General features: G+C 66.5%; 24 protein-coding genes. 18 read left to right on the top strand and 6 right to left on the bottom strand.

The window, feature by feature from the left end:
* Positions 1–210: 210 nt before the first annotated feature.
* From A5736_RS02315 to A5736_RS02265, 11 genes are all read left to right on the top strand, one after another.
* Positions 211–966 carry a dienelactone hydrolase family protein gene (locus tag A5736_RS02315; protein WP_076244312.1) on the top strand — a complete coding sequence of 252 codons (756 nt, stop codon included), beginning with the start codon at positions 211–213 and terminating at the stop codon, positions 964–966.
* A 12-nt stretch (positions 967–978) separates the two neighbouring features.
* Entirely contained in the window at positions 979–1,251 is a 273-nt protein-coding gene (locus tag A5736_RS02310; RefSeq protein WP_076244311.1) for a DUF6295 family protein, read from the top strand.
* Positions 1,252–1,258: 7 nt separating this feature from the next.
* Positions 1,259–2,038 carry a DUF427 domain-containing protein gene (locus tag A5736_RS02305; protein ID WP_076244300.1) on the top strand — a complete coding sequence of 260 codons (780 nt, stop codon included), beginning with the start codon at positions 1,259–1,261 and terminating at the stop codon, positions 2,036–2,038.
* A gap of 147 nt (positions 2,039–2,185) precedes the next feature.
* A complete protein-coding gene (locus A5736_RS02300; RefSeq protein ID WP_083667105.1) occupies positions 2,186–3,607 on the top strand; it encodes an ammonium transporter in 1,422 nt (473 codons plus the stop codon).
* 2 nt (positions 3,608–3,609) lie between these two features.
* Positions 3,610–3,948: a P-II family nitrogen regulator gene (locus A5736_RS02295; RefSeq protein WP_076127567.1), complete on the top strand. Its 339-nt coding sequence runs from the start codon at positions 3,610–3,612 to the stop codon at positions 3,946–3,948.
* A gap of 485 nt (positions 3,949–4,433) precedes the next feature.
* Complete coding sequence (locus A5736_RS02290; RefSeq protein ID WP_076244299.1) at positions 4,434–5,552, top strand: YncE family protein; 1,119 nt, start codon at positions 4,434–4,436, stop codon at positions 5,550–5,552.
* Between the two features lie 132 nt (positions 5,553–5,684).
* Positions 5,685–7,316: a long-chain fatty acid--CoA ligase gene (locus A5736_RS02285; RefSeq protein ID WP_076244297.1), complete on the top strand. Its 1,632-nt coding sequence runs from the start codon at positions 5,685–5,687 to the stop codon at positions 7,314–7,316.
* Positions 7,317–7,349: 33 nt separating this feature from the next.
* Entirely contained in the window at positions 7,350–8,414 is a 1,065-nt protein-coding gene (locus A5736_RS02280) for a dihydrodipicolinate reductase (protein WP_076244295.1), read from the top strand.
* Positions 8,415–8,428: 14 nt separating this feature from the next.
* Complete coding sequence (locus A5736_RS02275) at positions 8,429–8,902, top strand: SRPBCC family protein (RefSeq protein WP_076244293.1); 474 nt, start codon at positions 8,429–8,431, stop codon at positions 8,900–8,902.
* A 4-nt stretch (positions 8,903–8,906) separates the two neighbouring features.
* On the top strand, positions 8,907–9,797 hold the full coding sequence (locus A5736_RS02270) for a class II glutamine amidotransferase (protein ID WP_076244291.1): 891 nt from the start codon (positions 8,907–8,909) through the stop codon (positions 9,795–9,797).
* Positions 9,798–10,037: 240 nt separating this feature from the next.
* A complete protein-coding gene (locus tag A5736_RS02265; RefSeq protein WP_254848270.1) occupies positions 10,038–10,595 on the top strand; it encodes a class I SAM-dependent methyltransferase in 558 nt (185 codons plus the stop codon).
* 56 nt (positions 10,596–10,651) lie between these two features.
* Here the strand turns inward: A5736_RS02265 and A5736_RS02260 are convergent, their stop codons facing one another.
* Positions 10,652–11,326 (bottom strand): metalloregulator ArsR/SmtB family transcription factor, encoded by a 675-nt coding sequence (locus A5736_RS02260; protein ID WP_076244287.1) that lies wholly within the window; start codon positions 11,324–11,326, stop codon positions 10,652–10,654.
* Positions 11,327–11,431: 105 nt separating this feature from the next.
* Between A5736_RS02260 and A5736_RS02255 the strand changes: the two genes are divergently transcribed.
* The 5 genes from A5736_RS02255 (at position 11,432) to A5736_RS02235 (ending at position 16,171) form a co-directional block, all read left to right on the top strand.
* Entirely contained in the window at positions 11,432–12,607 is a 1,176-nt protein-coding gene (locus tag A5736_RS02255; RefSeq protein WP_076244285.1) for an NAD(P)/FAD-dependent oxidoreductase, read from the top strand.
* 69 nt (positions 12,608–12,676) lie between these two features.
* Positions 12,677–13,447, top strand: a complete 771-nt coding sequence (gene mddA, locus A5736_RS02250) for a methanethiol S-methyltransferase (protein ID WP_076127585.1) — start codon at positions 12,677–12,679, stop codon at positions 13,445–13,447.
* Between the two features lie 62 nt (positions 13,448–13,509).
* A complete protein-coding gene (locus A5736_RS02245; protein ID WP_076127587.1) occupies positions 13,510–14,385 on the top strand; it encodes an adenylate/guanylate cyclase domain-containing protein in 876 nt (291 codons plus the stop codon).
* A gap of 184 nt (positions 14,386–14,569) precedes the next feature.
* Complete coding sequence (locus A5736_RS02240) at positions 14,570–15,262, top strand: cutinase family protein (RefSeq protein ID WP_305800065.1); 693 nt, start codon at positions 14,570–14,572, stop codon at positions 15,260–15,262.
* Between the two features lie 39 nt (positions 15,263–15,301).
* A complete protein-coding gene (locus tag A5736_RS02235; protein WP_076244283.1) occupies positions 15,302–16,171 on the top strand; it encodes a patatin-like phospholipase family protein in 870 nt (289 codons plus the stop codon).
* Positions 16,172–16,186: 15 nt separating this feature from the next.
* Here A5736_RS02235 and A5736_RS02230 read toward each other — a convergent pair whose 3' ends face one another.
* Together A5736_RS02230 and A5736_RS02225 are read right to left on the bottom strand one after the other, a co-directional pair.
* Positions 16,187–17,257: a patatin-like phospholipase family protein gene (locus A5736_RS02230; protein WP_175611163.1), complete on the bottom strand. Its 1,071-nt coding sequence runs from the start codon at positions 17,255–17,257 to the stop codon at positions 16,187–16,189.
* A gap of 90 nt (positions 17,258–17,347) precedes the next feature.
* Positions 17,348–17,791, bottom strand: coding sequence for a lipoprotein LpqV (locus A5736_RS02225; protein WP_076244281.1), 444 nt, complete (start codon positions 17,789–17,791; stop codon positions 17,348–17,350).
* A gap of 115 nt (positions 17,792–17,906) precedes the next feature.
* Here A5736_RS02225 and A5736_RS02220 point away from each other — a divergent pair, with 115 nt between their 5' ends.
* Together A5736_RS02220 and A5736_RS02215 are read left to right on the top strand one after the other, a co-directional pair.
* Positions 17,907–18,494, top strand: coding sequence for a cysteine dioxygenase (locus tag A5736_RS02220; protein ID WP_076127596.1), 588 nt, complete (start codon positions 17,907–17,909; stop codon positions 18,492–18,494).
* Entirely contained in the window at positions 18,491–18,937 is a 447-nt protein-coding gene (locus A5736_RS02215; protein ID WP_076244279.1) for a rhodanese-like domain-containing protein, read from the top strand. The genes A5736_RS02220 and A5736_RS02215 overlap by 4 nt, the downstream gene beginning before the upstream one ends.
* On the opposite strand, the gene A5736_RS02210 is transcribed toward A5736_RS02215, so the two are convergent.
* The 3 genes from A5736_RS02210 to A5736_RS02200 are packed head-to-tail and all read right to left on the bottom strand — an operon-like array spanning position 18,938 to position 22,537.
* Positions 18,938–20,686: an alpha/beta-hydrolase family protein gene (locus A5736_RS02210; protein ID WP_076244277.1), complete on the bottom strand. Its 1,749-nt coding sequence runs from the start codon at positions 20,684–20,686 to the stop codon at positions 18,938–18,940.
* Positions 20,687–20,694: 8 nt separating this feature from the next.
* A complete protein-coding gene (locus tag A5736_RS02205) occupies positions 20,695–21,486 on the bottom strand; it encodes an enoyl-CoA hydratase (RefSeq protein WP_076127602.1) in 792 nt (263 codons plus the stop codon).
* A gap of 13 nt (positions 21,487–21,499) precedes the next feature.
* Complete coding sequence (locus A5736_RS02200; protein WP_076244307.1) at positions 21,500–22,537, bottom strand: enoyl-CoA hydratase/isomerase family protein; 1,038 nt, start codon at positions 22,535–22,537, stop codon at positions 21,500–21,502.
* Positions 22,538–22,542 lie beyond the last annotated feature (5 nt).

The raw sequence follows: 22,542 nt of genomic DNA, 5'->3' as shown, positions 1-22,542 counted from the left end.
AGCCCCGGCCAAATCCTCGATCGACTACTGTCAGCCCCACCACAAACCCCTGTTGCAACCAAACCTTGAATCCACCCCGGAAAACGTCGCAGCGGCTTATGTTTCGGCGAGGGAGCCGCGCCGCGCCGCGAGTCGGATACGTTGGTGAAGGCGGGGCGACTCGAGACGGGCCGCGCGCCCCGCAACTTGCGGCCAAGCGAGGAGCACGCGATGAATGCGTTCAGCCCAGATGCCATTCGCGCCGAAACGATCACCATCACCGGCCACGGCGGCGACGAGATCGAGGCCTACCGCGCGAGCCCGCTCGCCGAGGGATCACGCGGCGGGATCGTCTGGATCCACCACATGCCCGGCTACGACCGGGAGACCAAGGAGTTCGTGCGCCGACTCGCGGTCAATGGCTATCACGCCGTGGCCCCGAACTTGTATTCCCGCGAGGCCCCGGGCGCCGCGCCCGACGATGCCGCCGCGACGGTGCGGGCCGCGGGCGGAGTGCCCGACGAACGACTGGTCGGCGATGTCGCCGGAGCGGTGGAGCACCTGCGCACCCTGCCGGGCGCGAACGGGAAGTTCGGTGTCATCGGGCACTGCTCAGGCGGGCGGCATGCGTTCCTGGCGGCCTGCTCGCTGCCGTTCGACGCCGCGGTCGACTGCTACGGCGCGTTCATCGTCGAGGACCTGCCCGAGGGCATGCCCAAGGCCATGCAACCGATCCTGCATCTGGCGCCGAAGCTGAGTTGCCCGCTGCTGGGCCTATTCGGGCTCGACGACAGGTACCCGGCGCCGCCGGCGGTGGCCATCCTCGATGCCGAGCTGGCCAAATACGACAAGCCACACGAGTTTCACTCCTACGAGGGCGCCGGCCATTCGTTCTTCTCCGTCGACCGCCCGGCGTACCGGGTGGAGGCCGCGGTCGACGGCTGGCAACGCATCGACGAATTCTTCGCCACCCACCTGAAAGGCTAGGTGTCCCAAGTCATGTGCACATATCTCACCGAACACGTCGCGATCGACGGCAGCGGCAAGGGCGCAACCGGATGGTTTGGCGCCGACCGCGCGACGGTCTATGTCGATCACCCCGTGCACGCTCCCTACGGCCACACGGTCAACATCGACATCCTCAATCCGGCGCTGGGTCCGTCGGCGCGGGTCGCCCTCGAGCTCACCGAGGAGAGCGCGCTGAAGCTGGCCGACGCCATACACAAAGCGATCGCCCACGCTCCGGCCGGGCTGGCGTCGAAGGATCAGTAGGTGTCCCATGGCTAACGACATCGGGCACGGCGCCTTCCCGCAAATGGCCGCCAGCCGCGGCCGGATCGAGCCCGCGCCCCGCCGGGTCCGGGGTTTCCTCGGCCACGAACTCGTATTCGACACCACCTCGGCACGTTATGTGTGGGAATTGCCTTATTACCCAGCGTATTACGTGCCGTTGGCCGACGTCCGCGAAGGATTCCTGCGCGACGAGAACCATCCGCAGACGGTGCAGATGGGCCCGTCGCGGCTGCACTCGCTGGTGGGCGCGGACCAAACCTACCAATCCGCCGCGCGGGTATTCGACGCCGACGGCGCCAGCCCAGTGGCGGGCACCGTGCGCTTCGAATGGAATCCGTTGCGGTGGTTCGAGGAAGACGAGCCGATCTACGGCCACCCGCGCAATCCGTATTCCCGGGTCGACGCGTTGCGCTCACACCGGCACGTGCGGGTGGAACTCGACGGGTTGGTGCTGGCCGACACCCGATCGCCGGTGATGCTCTTCGAAACCGGTTTACCCACACGGTATTACATCGATCCGACCGACATCGCCTTCGAGCATCTGGAGCCCAGCCCGACGCAGACGTTGTGCCCGTACAAGGGCGTGACGTCGGGCTACTGGTCGGTGCGGGCCGGCGACACGGTGCATCCCGACCTCGCGTGGACGTACCATTACCCGCTGCCGGCCGTCGGCCAGATCGCCGGCCTGGTGGCGTTCTACAACGAGAAGCTCGACATCACGGTCGACGACGCCGCCCTGTCCCGGCCGCAAACTCAGTTCAGCTAAGGCATCGCGACGCGAACCGAAATGAATATTTAAACCGCCGCACACACGGTCGAAACATTTTCATTCGACGCTTCACCCGTCTACGGCGTCACTTCGCACCGCAGCTGATTTAAAGCCCGACGGCTCGAATTGGGGTGTGTCTGAACCATGTTGCCCTATCCCGACTGGCTAAATCCCGGAGACAACGCCTGGCAGCTAGTGGCCGCGACCTTGGTCGGCCTGATGAGCATTCCGGGAATCGCCGTCCTGTATGGCGGCATCGTCCAGAAGAAGTGGGCCGTCAACACCATGCTGATGGCCTTCACCGGGTTCTCGCTGGTGCTGGTCGTGTGGGTGCTGTGGGGTTTCAAGATGGGCTTCGGCGAGCCGCTGAAGCTCGGGCCGGGCATCCTGCAGGCCGCGGTCGGCAAGCCCCACACCATCCTGGGCTCGGCCAACCAGCAGCAGGCGGTGATTCCGCTCCTTGACGGGACGATGCCCAAGTTCCGCTTCTCTGAGACGACGCTGGCCTATTTCCACTTTGCGTTCGCGGCGATCACCCCACTGCTGTTCCTGGGCAGCGTGGTCGGTCGGATGAACTTCAAGGTCTGGCTGATCTTCGTGCCGCTGTGGTCGACGTTCGCGTATTCGGTCAACGCGTTCCTGCTGTGGGGTGGCGGCTGGTGGGCGCAAGCCCCGCACGCCGCCATGGACTACTCCGGTGGCTATGTGATCCACCTCGCCGCCGGCACAAGTGGTTTCGTCGCGGCGGCGGTCATCGGGCCCAGGCTGGCCCGAGACCGGGAACGAGCAGTGCCCAACAACCTGCCACTGGCAGCGATCGGTGCGGGCATCCTGTGGCTGGGCTGGAACGGGTTCAACGGCGGCGACATGTACTTCTCCGGCGCCAACGCGTCGCTGGCCGTGATCAACACGAACCTGGCCACCGCCGTCGGGGTCATCACCTGGGTGGTGTGGGACATTTTCGCGAGCAAGCAGCGCAAGCCGACGTTCCTCGGCGCCATCAACGGCATGATCACGGGCCTGGTCGCGATCACCCCGGCAGCCGGTTACGTCAACAGCTTCGGCGCGTTGATCATCGGCGTGGTCGCCGCTTCGCTGGTCTGGATGTCCTGGAATTGGCTCGGCAGGGCCAGGCTCTTCAAGAAGGTCGATGACACTCTGGGTGTGTTCCACACCCACGGCGTCGCGGGCCTGGCGGGCGGATTGCTCGTCGGGGTACTCGCCGACCCGAAGATCATCGTTTACCTGGGTGGCAGTACAGGGCAGGACGTGTCGATGTCGGGCTGGCTGTGGGGCCATCACCCGAAACAGCTATTGATCCAGCTCGGCGCGGCGGGCACTGTCATCGCCTGGGACGCGTTCGTCACGTTCGTCATCCTGAGAGTCCTTGGCCTCTTTATGAAGTTGCGGCTGCCCGACGAGGTCTTGGAAACCGGCGACCTCGGAGTGCACGACGAAGAGGCTTACCCCGACGAAACGCTTGTCACGGGTCGGCACGTCGAGCAGTTAGTGACAACGCGGGCTGAGGCGGTACCCTCCAATCCCGCTGAGCCAGTGGATGATTGACCATGAAGCTGATCACTGCGGTCGTCAAGCCCTTCGCACTAGACGAGGTCAAGCACGCCGTTGAGTCCGCCGGCGTGCTGGGCATGACCGTTACCGAGGTCCAGGGGTACGGCAGGCAACGCGGGCACACCGAGGTCTACCGCGGAGCCGAGTACAACGTTGATTTCGTCCCGAAGGCCCGTGTCGACGTCGTGGTCGACGAGGAATATGTCGAACGAGTCGTTGGAGCCATCGTCACAGCGGCCCGCACCGGCAAGATCGGCGACGGCAAGGTATGGGTCTGCCCGGTGGACAGTCTGGTTCGCATCCGCACCGGAGAGCGCGACCACGAGGCGCTTTAAGCGCTACCGGGACAATGCTTTTCGCTGCACTCGCGTGTGTCGAGCGGGAAATCTGCTGCGCGGCATCCCGTTTCGACCCTGCCCGCGATTAGGTAATTGTTCGGCTAACGACACGCGACAACGCATAAATGTGACGTTTGCCTCGTTTTAAGATTAATTATAAGAATTTCTTACTCGACGCCCGGCGACGCGGGCGCGCCAAGCGTTAGCGATCCCTACCAAAACAACTGCTGGAAGCGATACGCAATGTTCGCTGCGCCATAGGCTGGCGGATAACCGGCAATCGCAATCTAAGCGCAGCCTGAGTGGCCGGCGTGACGTGTGTAACAGCTCGCGAATTAGCCGCTTCTGCACCGATATTCCGTGACTAAACTCTGACGAAAGCAGTCACCTAAACGGTGCTGGAATCCGGTTAATCCCGTGTGGCGCACAGCGCTCGTCAAGAGCTTGCGCGCGCGTGGATGCCGACGAAAGGCGGTACCAGCATGACCAGTGTCAACGGCCCCACGGCCGCCCATGACGGCCTGGATCGCCCGGTCCTCGAGCTCGGCAACGCGCCCGGTTTCCCGATCGTCGTCGAGGTCGCCGTGCATGAGGGTCCCATCAGCGGCATCGCGACCAGCTCCGATGGCACCCGGCTGTTGGTGACCAACTACGGCAACGACAGCGTCTCGGTCATCGACACCCACTCCTGCCGGGTGGTGGAGACCATCGCGGGCCTCGACGAGCCATTCACGATCGCCGTGGGCAGCGAGAACGCCGAGCGTGCCTACGTCAGCGCGGTGTCGGCCGCATACGACTCGATCGCGGTCATCGACCTGCCCACCGGCGCGGTCGTTGCGACCCACCCGGTGGCGCTCAGCGTCACCGATCTGGCGGTCAGCCCCGACGGTAGGCACGTCTACATCAGCCGAAACGCCGCCCGCGGCGCCGACGTCGCCGCCTTGGACACCACGACCGGCGACGTCGAGGCGCTCGACATCGCAACCGCGCCGGGAACCTCCGCCGCATGCGTGCGCGTCAGCCCTGACGGCGACCGCCTGTATGTCGGGACCGACGGGCCGGCCGGCGGTCGGCTGATCGTGATCGGCACGCGCGGCGACTCCGGGCAGACCGGATTGAGCCTCCTGGGCACCGTCGACATCGGTTTGCCCGTTCGCGACGTCGCGCTTTCTCCCAACGGCGCCGTCGCCTACGTGGCCAGTTGCGATCCCGGGTTGGGCGCGGTGCTCGACGTCGTCGACACCGCGACCCGCAAGATCGTCGGGACGCGCAAGCTCGGCGAGATCGGCGGCACTCTCACCGGTTTGACGCTCAGTCGCGACGGCGACCGCGCCTACCTGGTCAGCGAGGACGGCATCGCCGTGCTCTGCACACTGACCCACGACGTTGTCGGCACCGTGACGGGGGCCAATCAACCATCGTGCGTGGTCGAAAGTCCGGACGCGAAGTACCTCTACATCGCGGACTACTCGGGCCGGGTCACCCTGGCGGCGGTCGCCGCGATCGTCGCGTTGGGTACCGAGACCGAGGCGCCTGAAACGCAGATCCCGACCGATTGGGTCACGCCCGAGCTGCTGCACTACGAGCCGGCGCTCGCCTAGCCGCGCGGCCGCAGGGCACGGGTAAACGCGCGTTGTCGGGGGAACCCATTTCTCATCGTTGCGCGCGGCGATAGCATTCGCCCGATTGATCATCAGGCGGTGCTGCGCCGAGACCCGTAAGGCGGTACATCGATGGACAGCACGATGCAGGACTTTCCGCTGACGGTCGCCGCGATCATGCGACACGGCTGCGGTGTCCACGGAGGACGCACCGTCACGACCGCCTCCGACGCCGGCTATCGGCACATCAGCTACCGCGAGCTGGGTCAGCAGGCCGCCCGCCTGGCCAACGCGCTACGCCGCCTAGGCGTCGCCGGGGACCAGCGCGTCGCGACGTTCATGTGGAACAACGCCGAACACCTGGCGACCTACCTCGCCGTGCCGTCGATGGGCGCCGTGCTGCACACCCTCAACATCCGGCTCTTTCCCGAGCAGATCGCGTACGTCGCCAACGAGGCCGAAGACCAGGTCGTGCTGGTCGACATGTCCCTGGCCAAACTCCTCGGGCCGGTGCTGGGCGAGCTGAAAACCGTTCACACGGTGATCGCGGTCGGCGAGGGCGACACGGCGCCCCTGAGCGAATCGGGCAAGAACGTGCTGCGCTACGCCGAGGTGCTCGACGGCGAGTCGACCGAGTTCGACTGGCCGCAGATCGACGAGAAGTCGGCCGCCGCGATGTGCTACACCAGCGGCACCACCGGCAACCCCAAAGGCGTTGTCTACAGCCACCGTTCGAGCTTCTTGCACACGATGGCGGCCTGCACGACCAACGGGATAGGGATCGGATCCAGCGACCGCGTGCTGCCCGTCGTGCCGATGTTCCACGCCAACGCGTGGGGCCTGCCCTACGCGGCGCTGATGGCGGGCGCCGACTTGGTGCTACCCGATCGCCACCTCGACGCCCGGTCGCTGATCGGCATGGTCGAGGAGCTGCGGCCCACCGTGGCCGGCGCGGTGCCGACCATCTGGAACGACGTGCTGCATCACCTCGAGAAGGACCCAGCGCACGACATGTCGTCGCTGCGCCTGGTGGCCTGCGGCGGCTCGGCGGTGCCGCTGTCGCTGATGCGCACCTTCGAAGACAAGCACGACGTCCAGATCCGGCAGCTGTGGGGCATGACGGAGACATCGCCGCTGGCCACGATGGCCTGGCCCCCGCTGGGCACGCCGGAAGACGAGCACTGGAAGTTGCGCGCGACCCAAGGGCAACCGGTGTGCGGTGTGGAGATGCGGATCGTCGACGACGACGGGCAGGTGCTGCCCAACGACGGCGACGCGGTGGGGGAGGTAGAAGTCCGCGGCCCGTGGATCGCCGGCTCCTACTACCTGGGGCGCGACGACTCCAAGTTCGACTCCGGCTGGCTGCGCACCGGCGACGTCGGCCGAATCGACGAGCAGGGCTTCGTGACCCTGACCGACCGGGCCAAAGACGTCATCAAGTCCGGCGGCGAATGGATCTCCTCCGTCGAGCTGGAGAACTGCCTGATCGGGCATCCCGATGTGCTGGAGGCTGCGGTGGTCGGTGTGCCCGACGAGCGCTGGCAGGAAAGGCCGCTGGCCGTCGTCGTGCTCAACGAAGGCGCATCGGTCGAGGCGGGCGATCTACGAATGTTCCTCTCGGACAAGGTTGTTCGCTGGTGGCTGCCCGAGCGGTGGGCCTTCGCGGACGAGATACCCCGCACCAGCGTGGGCAAATACGACAAGAAGACCATTCGGTCCCGCTACGCCGAGAACGCCTACCAGGTGATCGAGGCGCGCGACTGACCGGTGCCCGCGCCGATGGTGTAGAACGAGTCCATGGGACTGCGGGTCGTTCAATGGGCAACCGGGTCGGTCGGTGTGGCGGCGATCAACGGCGTGCTGGATCATCCCGAGCTCGAACTCGTCGGGTGCTGGGTGCATTCCGAAGCCAAGGCGGGCAAGGACGTCGGTGAGATCATCGGCACGTCGCCGCTCGGCGTGACCACGACTAACGACGTCGACGACGTGCTCGCGCTGGACGCCGACGCGGTGATCTACGCACCCCTGATGCCCAACGCCGACGAGGTCGCCGCGCTGCTGCGGTCGGGGAAAAACGTCGTCACCCCGCTCGGCTGGTTCTACCCGAGCGAAAAGGAGGGTGCCCCGCTGGAAATCGCCGCGCAGGCGGGCAACGCGACGCTGCACGGCGCCGGCATCGGCCCCGGGGCGGCCACCGAGCTGTTTCCCTTGCTGTTCACCATGATGTCCACCGGAGTGACTTTCGTTCGCGCCGAAGAGTTTTCGGACCTGCGTACCTACGGCGCCCCGGATGTGCTGCGCTATGTGATGGGTTTCGGCGGGACGCCGGACAGCGCGTTGACCGGGCCGATGCAGAAGCTGCTCGACGGCGGTTTCCTTCAGTCGGTGCGGCTGTGCGTCGACCGGTTGGGCTTTGCCGCCGACCCCGAGATCCGCTCTTCGCAGGAGGTCACGGTCGCGACCGCGCCGATCGATTCGCCCATCGGCCCGATCGAGCCGGGACAGGTCGCCGGGCGTCGCTTCCACTGGGAAGCCGTCGTCGGCGACAAGGTGGTCGTTCAGATCACGGTGAACTGGCTGATGGGGGAGGAAAACCTCGATCCGCCTTGGTCTTTCGGGCCCGCGGGCGAGCGCTACGAGATCGAAGTGCACGGCAACCCGAACGCCTTTGTGACGGTCAAGGGCTGGCAACCGGAGAGCGTGGAGGCCGGGCTGAAAAGTAACCCGGGTATCGTCGCGACCGCGGCGCATTGCGTCAACGCCATCCCCGCGACGTGCGCCGCACCGGCGGGCATCCAAAGCTTCTTCGATCTGCCGCTCTTCACCGGCCGGGCTGCCGCAGCCCTGCGGGCAGACAATTGAAAGGCATTGCAACCATGGCACATTCGCTCGTCGTCGAGGAATCCCTCGTCATCCCCGTCCCCGCCGAGCAGGCGTTCCACAACACGCTGCCGGCACCGCTCCCGGAGATTTTCAAGCGCTGGCACGGGCCCTTCCCGCCCGTCAAGGAGGTGCGCGAGCAGACGGGCGCGTGGGATGCGGCCGGCCAGACCCGCACCGTCCTGCTCGCCGGCGGGGGCAGCACGCGCGAGGAACTGACCAGCATCGACGCGCCCCGCTCGTTCGGCTACCGGCTCACCAACGTCACCGGCCCAATGGCGCTCCTGGTCGACCACGTCGAAGGCGAATGGCTCTTCACCCCGGCGCCCGACGGAACCGAGGTGACCTGGCGCTGGACCATCCATTCCAAGTCGCCGCTGACCTCGTGGCTGCTCCCGCTATTCGGCTCCCTGTGGAAGGGCTACGCGCGCAAAGCGCTGCGCGATCTCGCGACGACGCTGACGGCCTGACGTCATGTGCCGACTCTTCGGCCTGCACGCCGGGACGCACGCGTGCACCGCGACGTTTTGGCTGCTGGACGCCCCCGACAGCCTGGCCGAGCAGAGCAGAACGAACCCCGACGGCACGGGCCTGGGCGTCTTCGACGAGCACGCCCGGCCCCGGCTGCACAAGCAACCCATCGCGGCCTGGCAGGACGCCGCCTTCGCCACTGAGGCACACCGGCTGACCGGGACGACCTTCATCGCGCACGTTCGCTACGCGACGACCGGTTCGCTCGACCTCCGCAATACCCACCCGTTCCTGCAGGACGGGCGGATCTTCGCCCACAACGGAGTGCTCGAGGGCCTGGACGCCCTCGATGAACGGCTGCGCGAGGTCGGCACCGACGACCTGTTCCTGGGCGACACCGATTCCGAGCGGGTGTTCGCGTTGATCACCGCCTCGATCCGCGCGCACGGGGGCGAGGTGACGGCCGGTCTGGTCGATGCGACGAAGTGGCTCGCGTCGAACGTGCCGATCTACGCGGTCAATGTGCTGCTGACTACGGCGACGGACATGTGGGCGCTGCGGTACCCGGAGACTCATGAGCTGTACATCCTGGAACGGCCCGACGAATCCCGAACCGCGCCGCCCGAATTCGACCTACGCACCAAGCGAATTCACGCGCGGTCGGAACATCTGTGCACGCGGGCATCGGTGGTGTTCGCGTCCGAACCGATGGACGACGACCCCCGCTGGCGTCTGCTGGATTCGGGAGAGCTGGTCCACGTCGACGCCGCGTTGCGGGTCGAGCGCCGCGTGGTGCTGCCCGACCCGCCGAAACATCCGCTCCGGCGGGAGGATCTGAGCGGGCCGGTCCAGGCCGCGCAGCACGCCCTCCCGAGCACCCGGCGGCTAGCCTGACGCCGGGTCACGCAAATTAGGGCGGTACATATCGGGAACCAAGTTGTAATCTCGGGGGCCGGTACGCTAACTTCTACGCTATTCCAAGGATAGTTGGAGAATGCCTTGCCGGACCCGCGGAAACTCGGTCGATGCGCGAGTTTGTCAGCACGCGAGCTGTGCGCGTTGCAGCGCCGACACTGGCAAGACACTTATCGAGCACACCCCGACATGTACGGGTCTGCGCCGTCAGCCCCGGCGGTGTACGCAGCGAATCTGTTTAAGGCCGCTGGCGTCAAGCGGCTGCTGGAATTGGCTGCCGGTCACGGCCGCGATGCCATGTATTTCGCCAGAGAAGGCTTCACGGTGACGGCTATTGACTTCAGTGATGTTGCGATCGAACGAATCCGCGGAGTAGCCCAAGCCCAAGGCGTAGGGGCGCAATTGTCGACAGTTGTGCACGACATGCGCGAGCCCCTCCCCCTAGAAAACCGCGCCGTCGATGCGGTGTTCGCGCACATGGCGTTGTGTATGGCCCTGTCGACGACCGAGATACACGCCGTCGTCAGCGAGGTCCGGCGCGTGCTGCGGCCTGGCGGGATACTCGTTTACACTGTGCGCCACACCGGCGACGCCCACTGCGGTGCCGGAAAAGCATACGGAGACAACACTTTCGAGCATGGTGGCTTCGTTGTGCACTTCTTCAACCGGCAGCTGGTCGAGGCTTTGGCCGAGGGCTGGACGCTTAACGAGGTGTATGCCTTCGAAGAAGGAGACCTGCCTCGTCGGCTATGGCGCGTCACGATGATACGCGGTTGAGACGTCGTGGCATCGTCGTTCGGTGATCCCTAGCCGCGGTCGCCAAGAATGACGTGTCAGCCTGCTTGCCCCGTGGGTTCCTCTACCGGCAGTCCAGCGAGGCGCCATTCGAGCATGCCTTCGTCGAGGCGTTTCACCACGCGCCCAGCGCTTTTCACGATGCGAGCGGCCTCGGGTGCCATGACACAGTACGCGCCGCGGCAGTAGGCGACGATCTCCTGGCCGGCCGGCAGTTCGGATAGTCGGTCTACCAGCTCGGCGAGGGGCATGCTGATCGCGCCGGGAATGTGCCCGGCTGAGTACTCCTCATGCGGTCGCACGTCGATCAGCGTGACCTCGCCGGCGTCGAGGCGGCGTATCAGTTCCTGCCGCGTGATGGCGTCTTCGGGCGAACCAAGCACCGCGGCGGCCGCGACGGCCACATCGGCCAGGTGCGCCTCAGCGACTGTCTGTACCAGTGAAAACAGCCGGCCCACGTCCTCTCCGGCGAGCCGGTAGTACTGACGGGTGCCATCACGACGGGTTTCGACCAGACCGCCGGCCTTGAGCGATTGCAGGTTCGCCGAGGCGGTGGTCAGGTTCATCCCCGTCGCAGTGGCGATCGCGTCGACGGTGCGCTCGCCCTGAGCGAGCAAGTCGAGGATCTGCAGTCGGCGCCCGTTGCCCAGCGCCTTACCGACCCGCGCGATCTCGTCCAAAAGTGCCGCTTTGGAACCAGCCGGCTTTCCCATCTTGCTTCTCCAATAATCTTTGGAATATCGTATAGATCTTAGCACGCGGCGACGGTCCCACCAGATCATCGACGTCTGACCAACTCCGTCGGGAGGTGAGCGTCCATGAACAAGACCGTTGTCGTCCTGGGGGCCGGCGTCGGAGGCCTGACCGCGGCCGCAGAGCTGCGCAAGGTACTACCCACCCAAGATCGGATCGTGCTGGTCGACCGGAGCTTTACCGGCGGCTTGGGGTTGTCGCTGCTGTGGGTGATGCGCGGCTGGCGGACCGCGGAGCAAGTGCGCGTAAAACCCACGGCGGCGGCGCTTCCCGGTGTGCAGATGGTGACCGCGGAAGTCGATCGCATCGACGACGTCGAGCAGGCGGTGCACTGCCGCGGTTCGAGCCCGGTCCGCTACGACGCTTTGGTGATCGCCCTTGGCGCCGCCCTCGACGCTTCAGCCCTGCCAGGTTTATCGGAGGCGTTCGAATCTGGTATCGCGGACCAGTTCTACACACTCGAGGGTGCCGCGGATCTGCACCGCACGATCGGGACGCTGGAGTCGGGACGGGTGATCGTGCTGGTCGTCCGTGCGCCGTTCAAATGCCCGGCCGCACCATTCGAGGCGGCGTTCCTGATCGCCGACCAATTAGGCGCTAGGTATGCCAGCGGCGCGGTGCGAGTTGACGCGTTCAGCCCCGATGCGCTCCCGATGCCGGTCGCCGGCCCGGAAGTTGGTGAAGCCCTAGTCGCCATCATGGAAGCGAAAGGCATTGGTTTCCATGGTGATAAGTCCGCGACATGCATCCATCCGGATAACCACGTCGTGGAATTCGCGGACGGAACTACTGAATCGTTCGATCACCTCGCGGTGGTTCCGCTACACCAGTCACCAGCAACAGCGGTGATGTCGACCGAACTCCACGCTGGCGGCTGGATCCCTGTCGATCCGCAAACTCTCGCCACAAGGACGCCGAATGTCTGGGCGATCGGCGATGTCACCGCACTTGAGCTGCCCAACGGCAAACCGCTACCGAAGGCAGCGATCTTCGCCCGAGCCGAAGCCGAGATCGTCGCGCACCAGGTGGCCCGCCATCTAGGCCGTGACGCGCCCGACACCCGCTTCACCGGCGAGGGCGCCTGTTATGTCGAGATCGGCGGGGGTCTGTCCGCTAAGGCTGAGGGTAATTTCCTGACGCTGCCCGCGCCTCAGATCGCATTGCGTGACCCGTCGCGGGCGTATCACGTGGAAAAGGAGCAGGAGGAGCGAGATTGGCTGGTGCGCTGGAACATTCGCTAAGCAACCCGGAGACGCCGGCGCGACAACGGCACGGCCAGGAACCGTAGGAAACGGAAAACGGAGGACATAATGAAGCGCTCACTCACCATCGCCTACGGCGCCACGTGCTATCTCGTCTTTTTGGCGGCGTTCCTATACGCCATCGGCTTCGTGGGCAACCTTGTTGTGCCGCGCAGCATCGACAATGGTGTCGCGGCGTCGATTCGGGAGGCGGTCGTCGTCAACGCGGTGTTGCTCGCGTTATTTGCCGTGCAGCACAGCGTGATGGCACGACCGACGTTTAAGCGTTGGTGGACGCGGTTGATACCTGAGAATATCGAGCGCAGCACCTACGTGCTGTTGTCGAGTTTGGTTCTGTTCCTGTTGTTCTGGCAGTGGCGGACGATGCCGGCGGTCATCTGGGACGTCGCATGGCTACCGGGCCGGATCGGGCTGCAGGTCCTGTTCTGGCTCGGCTGGGCCACGGTTCTGGCTTCGACATTCATGATCAATCACTTTGATCTGTTCGGCCTTCGTCAGGTCTATCTGGCGTGGCGTGCAGAACCCTACAGCGAGACGGGCTTTCGTTCGCCACTGCTGTATCGGGTCGTCCGGCACCCTCTCATGCTCGGTTTCATTGTCGCGTTTTGGGCCGCCCCGACGATGACGGCAGGGCATCTGCTTTTCGCGTTGGCGACCACCGGGTACATCCTGATAGCGCTGCAGATTGAGGAGCACGACCTCACAGCGGCGCTCGGCGACGAATATCGCGAATATCGTCGCCGCGTGCCGATGCTCATTCCGGGACTTCAGCGGCCCGGTCACCGTACCGACGCTGAAGCCACTACAAATCGGGCTTGACAATTAATCGGCAGCATCTCGTGATCATTGACCGTCTGTGGGGGGTGCGTGAAAATGCGGGTATGGGCGAGGTTCGAGTCAAGAACCTGATGAGTCCGGACGAGACACTCGAGTTCAAAGGGATCAAGGTCCAGCAGGTCGATGTGGGTGACCTGACTGTCGGGCGGATCGTGACGCAGCCAGGATGGCGGTGGTCGACGCACGTGCGTCCACAAGTCGGCGGGGATTGGTGCGAGGCGCGCCACGTAGGGATCGTGGTGTCGGGCCGGTTCGAAGTCGCGATGCGCGACGGGACGACGCTGCAGTTCGGCCCGGACGACGTATTCGAGATCCCGCCCGGTCATGACGGATACACGCTTGGGAACGAGCCGTGCATCCAAATCGAGTGGTCGGGGTTGCGAGCCTTCGCGGGATTCCGGCTCATCGGCACTCAGAACCGGGCGCTGGTCACGCTGCTGTTCACCGATCTCGTTGACTCTACGGTGACGGCAAAGCGACTTGGCGATGTCGCATGGCGAGACGTGCTCTCGGCACACTATGAGGCGACGCGGGCCGCGTTGGAACGCCATCATGGCCACGAGATCAACACGACCGGAGACGGACTGCTCGCGACCTTCGATGGGCCGGCAAGCGCCTTGCGCTGCGCTGCGGCGATCGGCCGGGCCGCTCGGCGGGAAGGCCTGCAGATCCGCGCGAGTGTACACGTCGGAGAAGTGGAACTGGTTGGGAACGACGTGCGCGGCGTCGCGGTACATGAAGCGGCACGGATCCTCAGCGCGGCGACGGCCGACGAAATCCTGGTGTCGGCCACGACGCGGGCATTGGCGAGCAACGCGGGCTTTGTGTTCCGGCCCCGCGGTACACACACGCTCAAGGGCCTGCCGGGCGAATGGAATCTCTTCGCATGCTTCGAGGACGAGAAGCCCACACGCACTTGAACTGCGAGGACACCTTTGAGGTGCTAGAGGGGTATAAGCGCAACCCCAGGAGCGCGTACTTTCGCGCCGGCGTGTTGCTATGAGTAGCTGTTTGTGCCCGCACGGCGCATGACGCACGCAAGGCAGGCGTTGGGTCAGCAAATTAGGGCGGTACATATCGGTCGCGATGTGCCAGCATTAACTCGTGGGCGCACGTCGATTCGCACGTCTGCTGGTTGCCGCGGTGATGACAACCTGGGCGACGCTGCTGACCCCGCCGATACTCGTCGCCTCCGCGTCCGCCGCGCCCTGCCCCGACGTCGAGGTGACGTTTGCCCGCGCCACCACCGAAGCGCCCGGCGTTGGTGGGGTCGGACAGGCATTCATCGACTCGCTGCGCTCGCAGATCGGGGGTCGATCCCTCGGGGTGTATCCCGTCAACTACCCCGCCACCGAAGATTTTGGCCCTTCCGCATCCGCCGGTGCCCGCGATGCGAGCGCTCATGTCGAATCCATGGCCGCGACCTGTCCCAACACCAAGCTGGTGCTGGGTGGATATTCCCAAGGCGCGATGGTGATCGATCTGATCACCATCGCCCAAATAGAGGTTGCAGGTTTGGTCCCCTCGTCGCTGCCGCAGGACGTGGCTGATCATGTTGCTGCGCTCGCCCTCTTCGGGAATCCATCGGACAGATATCTAGGAGCGCCGGTGAGCACGGTCAGCCCGTGGTACGGGGCTAAGGCCATCGATTTGTGTGCGCCCGGCGATCCGATCTGCACTCCGGGCGGGGCCCTGGCACCGCCGACGCATGACGAAATGTTCTCCGCGGCGCACCTGTCCTACAAGCAGTCCGGGATGCCAAGCCAGGCAGCGACCTTCGTGGCCAGCCACCTCTGACGCGGGCGCGCCCGGCGCCGGCTGGCAGAGTGGGTCGACGTGGCAACCAAACGCGCGCTCGTGTTGGCCGGCGGAGGAATAGCGGGAATCGCCTGGGAGACAGGTGTTCTGCGGGGTATCGCCGACGAGTCGCCGGAATCGGCGCGGCTGCTGCTGGATTCCGACGTGCTGGTCGGGACCTCGGCCGGCTCGGCGGTCGCCGCCCAAATCAGCGGCGGGAGCACGCTCGAGGCGCTGTTCGACCGGCAGGTCGCCGCGGCATCCGTCGAGATCGATTCCGGCGTCAACGTCGACGACATCGCCGAGATCTTCCTGGTCGCGCTCGCCGAACCATACGACGAGACGGCGGACAAGACCCGCCAGCAGTTGCGGCGGATCGGAGCGGTGGCGCTGACGACCGAAACGGTCGCGGAGCCGGTCCGCCGCCAGGTGATCGCGCAACGCTTGCCCTCCCACGACTGGCCCGACCGGCAGTTGCGGGTGACCGCGATCGACACCGAGACAGGGGAATTGGTCGTTTTCGACAATCGGTCGGGTGTCGAGCTCGTCGACGCGGTGGCGGCCAGTTGCGCGGTGCCCGGAGCGTGGCCGCCGGTGACGATCGCGGGCCGGCGCTACATGGACGGCGGGGTCGGCAGCACGGTCAACCTCGGCGTCGCCCGCGACTGCGACGAGGCGGTGGTGCTGGTGCCCTCGGGCGTCGATACCCCGTCGCCGTTCGGCCCTGGCCCGGCGGCCGAGATCGCGGCCTTCCCCGGCGCCGCCTTCCCCGTGTTCGCCGACGCAAACTCGTTGGCGGCCTTCGGGCCCAACGCGCTGGATCCCCGCTGCCGCATCCCCTCGGCAACCGCCGGACGCGAACAAGGACGGCGCGAGGCCCGCGCGGTCGCGAAATTCCTGGGAGCCTAAGCGACTTAAGCGCGTTCAGCCCTCGATCGCGGGTGGGACCGGCTGGTCCTCCTCGCGCTCGAAGGCGTCCAGCGCCTGCGTGGCCAGCTCGCGGCCCGCGGCGATCACCTCCACCGCCCGATGAAATTCCAGGCTTCGGCACGTCGTGCGCGGCACCTCGATCAGCAGGTCGGCCGGGTAGGCGGCCAGCGTGTGGCGGGCCAGCGCCGATTGGGCGATGTCGATCGTCCGATTCATCACCTCGAAGCTGCCCAGCTTCGGCACTTCGGGAGCCTCCAGGGCGGCAAGGGCGTCGAGTTCGGTTGCGGTCGGTTCGATGTCGGCATCCGCGGACCAGGCATCCGGTTCCGCGGCCGCGCCGCCGAATCGGCTCAGCATCGCCCGCGCCGCGGGCCGGTCCAGCAGCGAGCGTGCCGCGGTGGCATCGAGCAGCGCGGAGGTGCTGCGCACCATGCGGTTCAGCCACTCGACGGTGGCGCCGGGCTCCTCCTCGCGGCTGACGATGGTCTCGCTGCCGTTGAGGCTCACCGCGATGGTCAGATCGGCGTTGACCGCGGCGATCGGGGCCATCGGCAGCGGATCCAGAATGCCGCCGTCGGCGAGCAGGCGCCCGTCGATCGCGTGCGGGGCGATCACCCCGGGAATCGCGATCGACGCCCGGATGGCCTCGTCGAGCGGGCCGCGCTGAAACCACACCGACTTGCCAGCGAGCAGGTCGGTCGCCACGGCGGTGTAGGGGATGGGCAGTTCCTCGATCGTGACCGGGCCGAGGATGTCGCGCACGGTGTCCAGGATCTTCTCGGCCCGCATCACGCCGGCCGCGCTGATGGAGAAGTCCAGCAGCCGCAGGATCGTGCGCTGGGTTAGCGACTTCGCCCAGTCGGCGAATTCGTCGAGGCGCCCGGCGGCCTGCAGACCGCCGACCATCGCGCCCATCGACGAGCCGGCGATGCCCACGATGTCGTAGCCGCGCTCGGCCAGCACCTCGATGACTCCGATGTGGGCGTAGCCGCGGGCGCCGCCGCTGCCGAGCGCCAACGCCACCCGTATCGGTGCTGATCGACGGTCGACAACTTCGCCAGGCACTCCCTCATTTTGCGCGGCGGAAGGCGCCCCGAGCGGGCCGGGTGGGCAGTTTTTTCACCCGTGATCTGAATTGCGTGAGGCCGGCCGCGGCTACCCGCATTCGTCGTTGGCGGCCGCGCGCGCCGCGGTGATCAGGGCCGCCTGCCGTGCCAGGGTCAGCTCCGCCCACCGGATGTTCCAGCTGCCCGCGGTGCCCGATGGCGAGGCCTGAACCATCGCCAGATACGGCTCGAACAGCGACTGACCCGTCTTGGGCTGGCCGTCCATCCACTCTTTCGCGGCATGACAGGCCTGGTAGTACTCCTCCTCGGTCGAATCCGCGGGGACGTCGACCCTGGTCGTGACGCCCGTGGGGGACAGACCCACGGCGCCCGGCGGCGCGCTGGCCGGGCCGGCGGGGATGCCCGACGGCCGCGCCGACGACGAGGTGGGCGCGCCGGTATGGGCGCCGCGCGAGCACCCGGTGACCGTCACCAAACCGGCCGCCAGGACGACCGCGACCCATCCTAGGAGCCAACGACTGCGCCAACCCACGATGTCAATCTATGCAACACTGGCGGCCGTGATGGAGCGCTTCGGATTTTGCGAGTGTTGTCGGCCCTAACTTGCCGCCGCTCGTCCCGATCCGTCCTCCCTGGAGCACTCCCCAATGTCTTTGCCCTCGTCCATCGAGTTGCGCCCCTACACCGTCGCATCGCCCTCCGCCGGCCCCACCCGGCTGCGGGTCCCCGACCTGTTGCACGCCACCGACCAGGCAGCCGACGACGTGCTCAGCGGGCGCTGCGACCACCTGCTGCCCGAGGGGGGCATACCGCACGCCGAGCGCTGGTTCACCCGCATCCACGGCGATGACGAGCTGGACGTCTGGCTGATCAGTTGGGTCCCCGGTCGGGCCACCGAACTGCACGACCACGGCGGTTCCCTCGGCGCACTGACCGTGCTGTCCGGTTCGCTCAACGAATTCCGTTGGGACGGACGCGGACTGCGGCGCCGCCGTCTCGACGCGGGCGACCAGGCCGGGTTCCCGCTGGGCTGGGTGCACGACGTGGTGTGGGCGCCCCGGGCCGTCACCGGGCCCGCCTCGGCGAGCACGATCAAGGGTCCGGTCGAGCCGACGCTGAGCGTGCACGCCTACTCGCCGCCGCTGACCGCGATGTCGTATTACGAAGTCACCGATGCCAACAGGTTGCGCCGCCGGCGCACCGAATTGACCGACCAACCTGAGGGGCCGCAGTGAGCCGCATCGACGTGGTGTTGAGATCCGCCCGGCGCAGGTACCGCCGCCTGCCCGCCGCCGAGGTGCCCGACGCGGTGCGACGCGGCGCGGTGCTGGTCGACATCCGGCCGCAGGCGCAGCGATTCCGCGAGGGTGAGATACCGGGCGCGCTGGTGATCGAGCGCAACGTCCTGGAATGGCGCTGCGATCCGACCAGCGACGCCCGGCTGCCGGAGGCCGTCGGCGACGACGTCGAATGGGTGATCGTGTGTTCGGAGGGCTACACGTCCAGCCTGGCCGCCGCGGCGCTGCTCGATATTGGCCTGCTCCGCGCCACCGACGTCATCGGCGGCTACCACGCGCTGGCGGGTGCCGGTGTGCTGGAACGGCTGGCCGGCGGCGCGGTCGACCCGCGCCCCGGCGGACTGGCCGACGCCGGGACGACCGGTCGCCGCTGGCTCTAGTCACTCGCTGGCGTGCAGCAGCGGGCGCAGCCTTTCCGTCTTGTCCGGCGTCCATCCGGGCGGTGACAGCACCGCGGCCCAGCCGTCGGCCACATCGGCGACGTAGCGGTGGCCATGCCCGTCGGGCACGTCCACGGCGACCGCCATATCCGCCGAGACTTGCAAGAACGTCACCACCGGAATCCATTGTGTCTGCGGCAGCACGTCGTATCCCCGTCTTTCGCGCAGCCAATCCGGTTCACTGAACAGCAGATCCGGCGTCCACCACGCGATCGGGTCCGACGCGTGCTGCAAATACACCACGCGGGGGTGACCCCACGTCGAATCCGGGCGCGCCAAATTGCTTGGGCGAGCGACGAATCGGACGTTCTTGCCGTCGTTGTAGATCGGCAGCCACTGCGGGGACCCCGCGTCGCGCGTCGACGTCAGGTCCGTCCAGATCGTGTTGTTGAAGGTCGGGCCGCTGAACAGCGCTCCGTCGGTGCGGGCCAGCACGTTGTTGAGGCTCATGAACGGTGCCTCGCCGCCGAAGGATCCGAGGCTCTCGCCGAACACGACGAGCTTGGGACGCTGCCCTTCGGGCATTTGGCGGATAAGCCTGTCGACCGCCTCGAACAGTGCCTGGCCGGCGTGCCGCGCGTTCTCCTTGTCCACCAGGAACGACAGCCAGCTCGGCAAGAACGAATACTGCACGCTCACGATCGCGGTGTTGCCGTTGTACATGTATTCCAGCGCCGAGGCCTCCGCCTCGTTGATCCAGCCGGTGCCGGTGGTCGTCGCGACGGCGACGACCTGCCGCTGCAGGCCCCCTTCGCGTTGCAGCTCGCGCGCCGCAAGCTCGGCGGCCGCCGTGATGCCGTCGGCGGACGTCAGGCCGGCGTAGGCGCGGATCGGTTCGGCGGCCGGCGCACCGTTGAAAGCGGTCAGCTCGCTGATAGTCGGGCCGCCGTTGACGAAGATGCGGCCCTGGTGGCCCAGCGATTCCCACGAAACCAGGGACTGTGGGCCGCCAGATCGCAGCGGGCTCTTCGGCGGCGCGATCTCGGGATTCATCTCGTTGTTCGCCGTGGCGAACGTGTTGTTCATGGTGCGCATCGCGAACTTGAGCACGACGCCGTTGAGCAAGGTGACCGTCAGGAACACCAGCACCACTACGACGATGGTCACCGACAGGCGGAAGGGGGCGATCCGGTCGACTTCGCCCACCAAAAATCTGACCAGCCAGCGAATGAACTGGCCGATTTCGACGACGGTGAACAGCACCACCACCGACAGCCCCGCGGCGATCGGGTAGTCGTACCACTGCAGGTGCGCCACGCCCATCAAGTCGCGCACGTCGTCCTGCCAGACGTGAAACCAGATCGCCATCAGCACCTGGCCGATCACGGCGATCGGGATCAGTACCTTCCACGCCCAGCGCGGCGCCGGCGGGCTGGACTTCGATTCACGCATGTAGCGAACCAGCCACACCGAAAAGACGCCCAGCCCATAGCCGATGGCGCCGGAGATCCCGCTGACCAGCCCCTGGAACAACGGGCCGCGGGGCAGCAGCGACGGCGTCATGGAGAACCAGATGAAGATGAGGCCGACCGCGGTCCCGGTGAACGTGTAATGCCTTACCCACCAAGGCTTTCGGATACCCTCGGGCGCTTCGGCGGTGCCGTGCGCGCTGGCCGGCGCCTCGGCGTCGGGGCTGGCGACGGATTCGTCGTCGGCTTCGGTACTGGTGACAGAGCCCGTTTCGCTCATGGAGCGTCCTACCGATGGGTGAAGTTGGGGGTGCGCTTCTCGATGAATGCGGCCATGCCCTCGGACTGGTCGTGCGTCGCGAAGGTCGAATGGAAGAGCCGGCGTTCGTAGAGAAGTCCTTCGGACAGCGTCGATTCGAAGGCCCGGTTGACGGCTTCCTTGGCCATCCGGGCCGCCGAGCGCGACATCTGCGAAATAGTGGTGGCAACGGCCTTGGCCTCGGTCAGCAAGTCGTCGGCGGGCACCACCCGCGAAACCAGGCCGCTGCGTTCGGCTTCTGCGGCGTCGATGGTGCGGCCGGTCAGGATCAGGTCCATGGCCTTGGCCTTACCGATGGCCCGGGTGAGACGCTGCGAGCCGCCCATGCCCGGCAGCACGCCGAGTTTGATCTCCGGCTGACCGAATTTCGCGGTGTCAGCCGCGATCAGCAGGTCACACATCATGGCGAGCTCGCATCCTCCGCCCAGGGCGTGGCCGGCGACGGCGGCGATCGTTGGGGTGCGGATCGCCGCCAATTTGCCCCAGGCCGCGAAGAAGTCGGCCTCGAACGCGTCGGAAAACGTCAACTCGGCCATTTCTTTGATGTCGGCGCCGGCGGCGAACGCCTTGGCTGACCCGGTGATGATGATTGCCCCGATACCGGGATCGTTGTCCAACTCCGTTGCCGCACTGGTGACTTCATTCATCACCTGACTGTTGAGGGCGTTGAGGGCCTTGGGCCGGTTCAGCGTGATGATCCCAACTCGCTGGTCGCGCTCGACCAGGATGGTTTCGTAGGTTGTAGAGGTCACCTCTGTCATCCAAACCGCCTTTCTAGAAACTCAAGTCGTCGTCGACGGGCGCGAAGTACGCGTCGACGTCGGCCGCGCTGACCGCGTCCAGCGTCGCCGGCGACCATTTCGGATTGCGATCCTTGTCGATGATCTGCGCGCGGATGCCCTCGACCAGGTCGTGCGAGCGCGCCGACGCGGACGACACCCGATAGTCCTGGATCAGAACGTCTTCCAGCGTGTCGAGTTTCGCGGCCCGGCGCACCGCCTCCAACGCCACCGACACCGCGATGGGGGAGCGGGTGGCGATCAGGTTGGCGGCGTCGTTTGCCGGCCCGGCGCCGTGGCCGCGCAGCGCCGCGACGATGTCTTCGACGCTTTCGCCGGCGAAGCAGTCGTCGATCCAATCATGTTGTGCGGCAAGCTCACTCGGTGGGGGTTCGACGGCATAGCGGGCCAGCGCGCTCTCGATGCCGTCGGAAACGATCGCCGCGGTGAACGCGTCGAGTTCGCCGTGTGGCACGTAGTGGTCGGCGAATCCCATCGCGATGGCGTCGGCCCCGGAAAACGGCGCGCCGGTGAGCGCGGCGTGCAGCCCCAGCGCGCCCGGAGCCCGGGACAGCAGAAACGCGCCGCCGACGTCGGGGATGAAGCCGATGCCGACCTCCGGCATCGCCACCTTTGACGTCTCGGTCACCACCCGAACGGTGCCGTGCGCGCTGACGCCGACGCCGCCGCCCATCACGATGCCGTCCATCAACGACACATACGGCTTGGGGAAACGCCCGATCTGGCCGTTCAGCAGATACTCGTCGCGCCAGAACTTGCGGACCTCCACGCCGTCCTTGCGGGCGCTGTGGTAGACGGCGACAACGTCGCCGCCGGCGCACAACCCGCGGTCCCCGGCGCCGGACAACACCACGGCGCGCACCGCGTCGTCGGCTTCCCAGCGGGTGAGGATCGCGCGCAGGGCGTCCACCATCGGTTGGTTCAGCGAATTGATCGCCTTGGGGCGGTTGAGCGTGATCAGGCCGACGCCGCCGTCGACCCGGGTAAGGACCTCGTCGGATTCCTCCGTCACGCCCA

Source organism: Mycobacterium sp. SP-6446, from assembly GCF_001954045.1.
Taxonomy (GTDB): domain Bacteria; phylum Actinomycetota; class Actinomycetes; order Mycobacteriales; family Mycobacteriaceae; genus Mycobacterium.
Note: the sequence above shows the minus strand (reverse complement) of the source record. Positions and strands in the feature narration are given on the sequence as shown.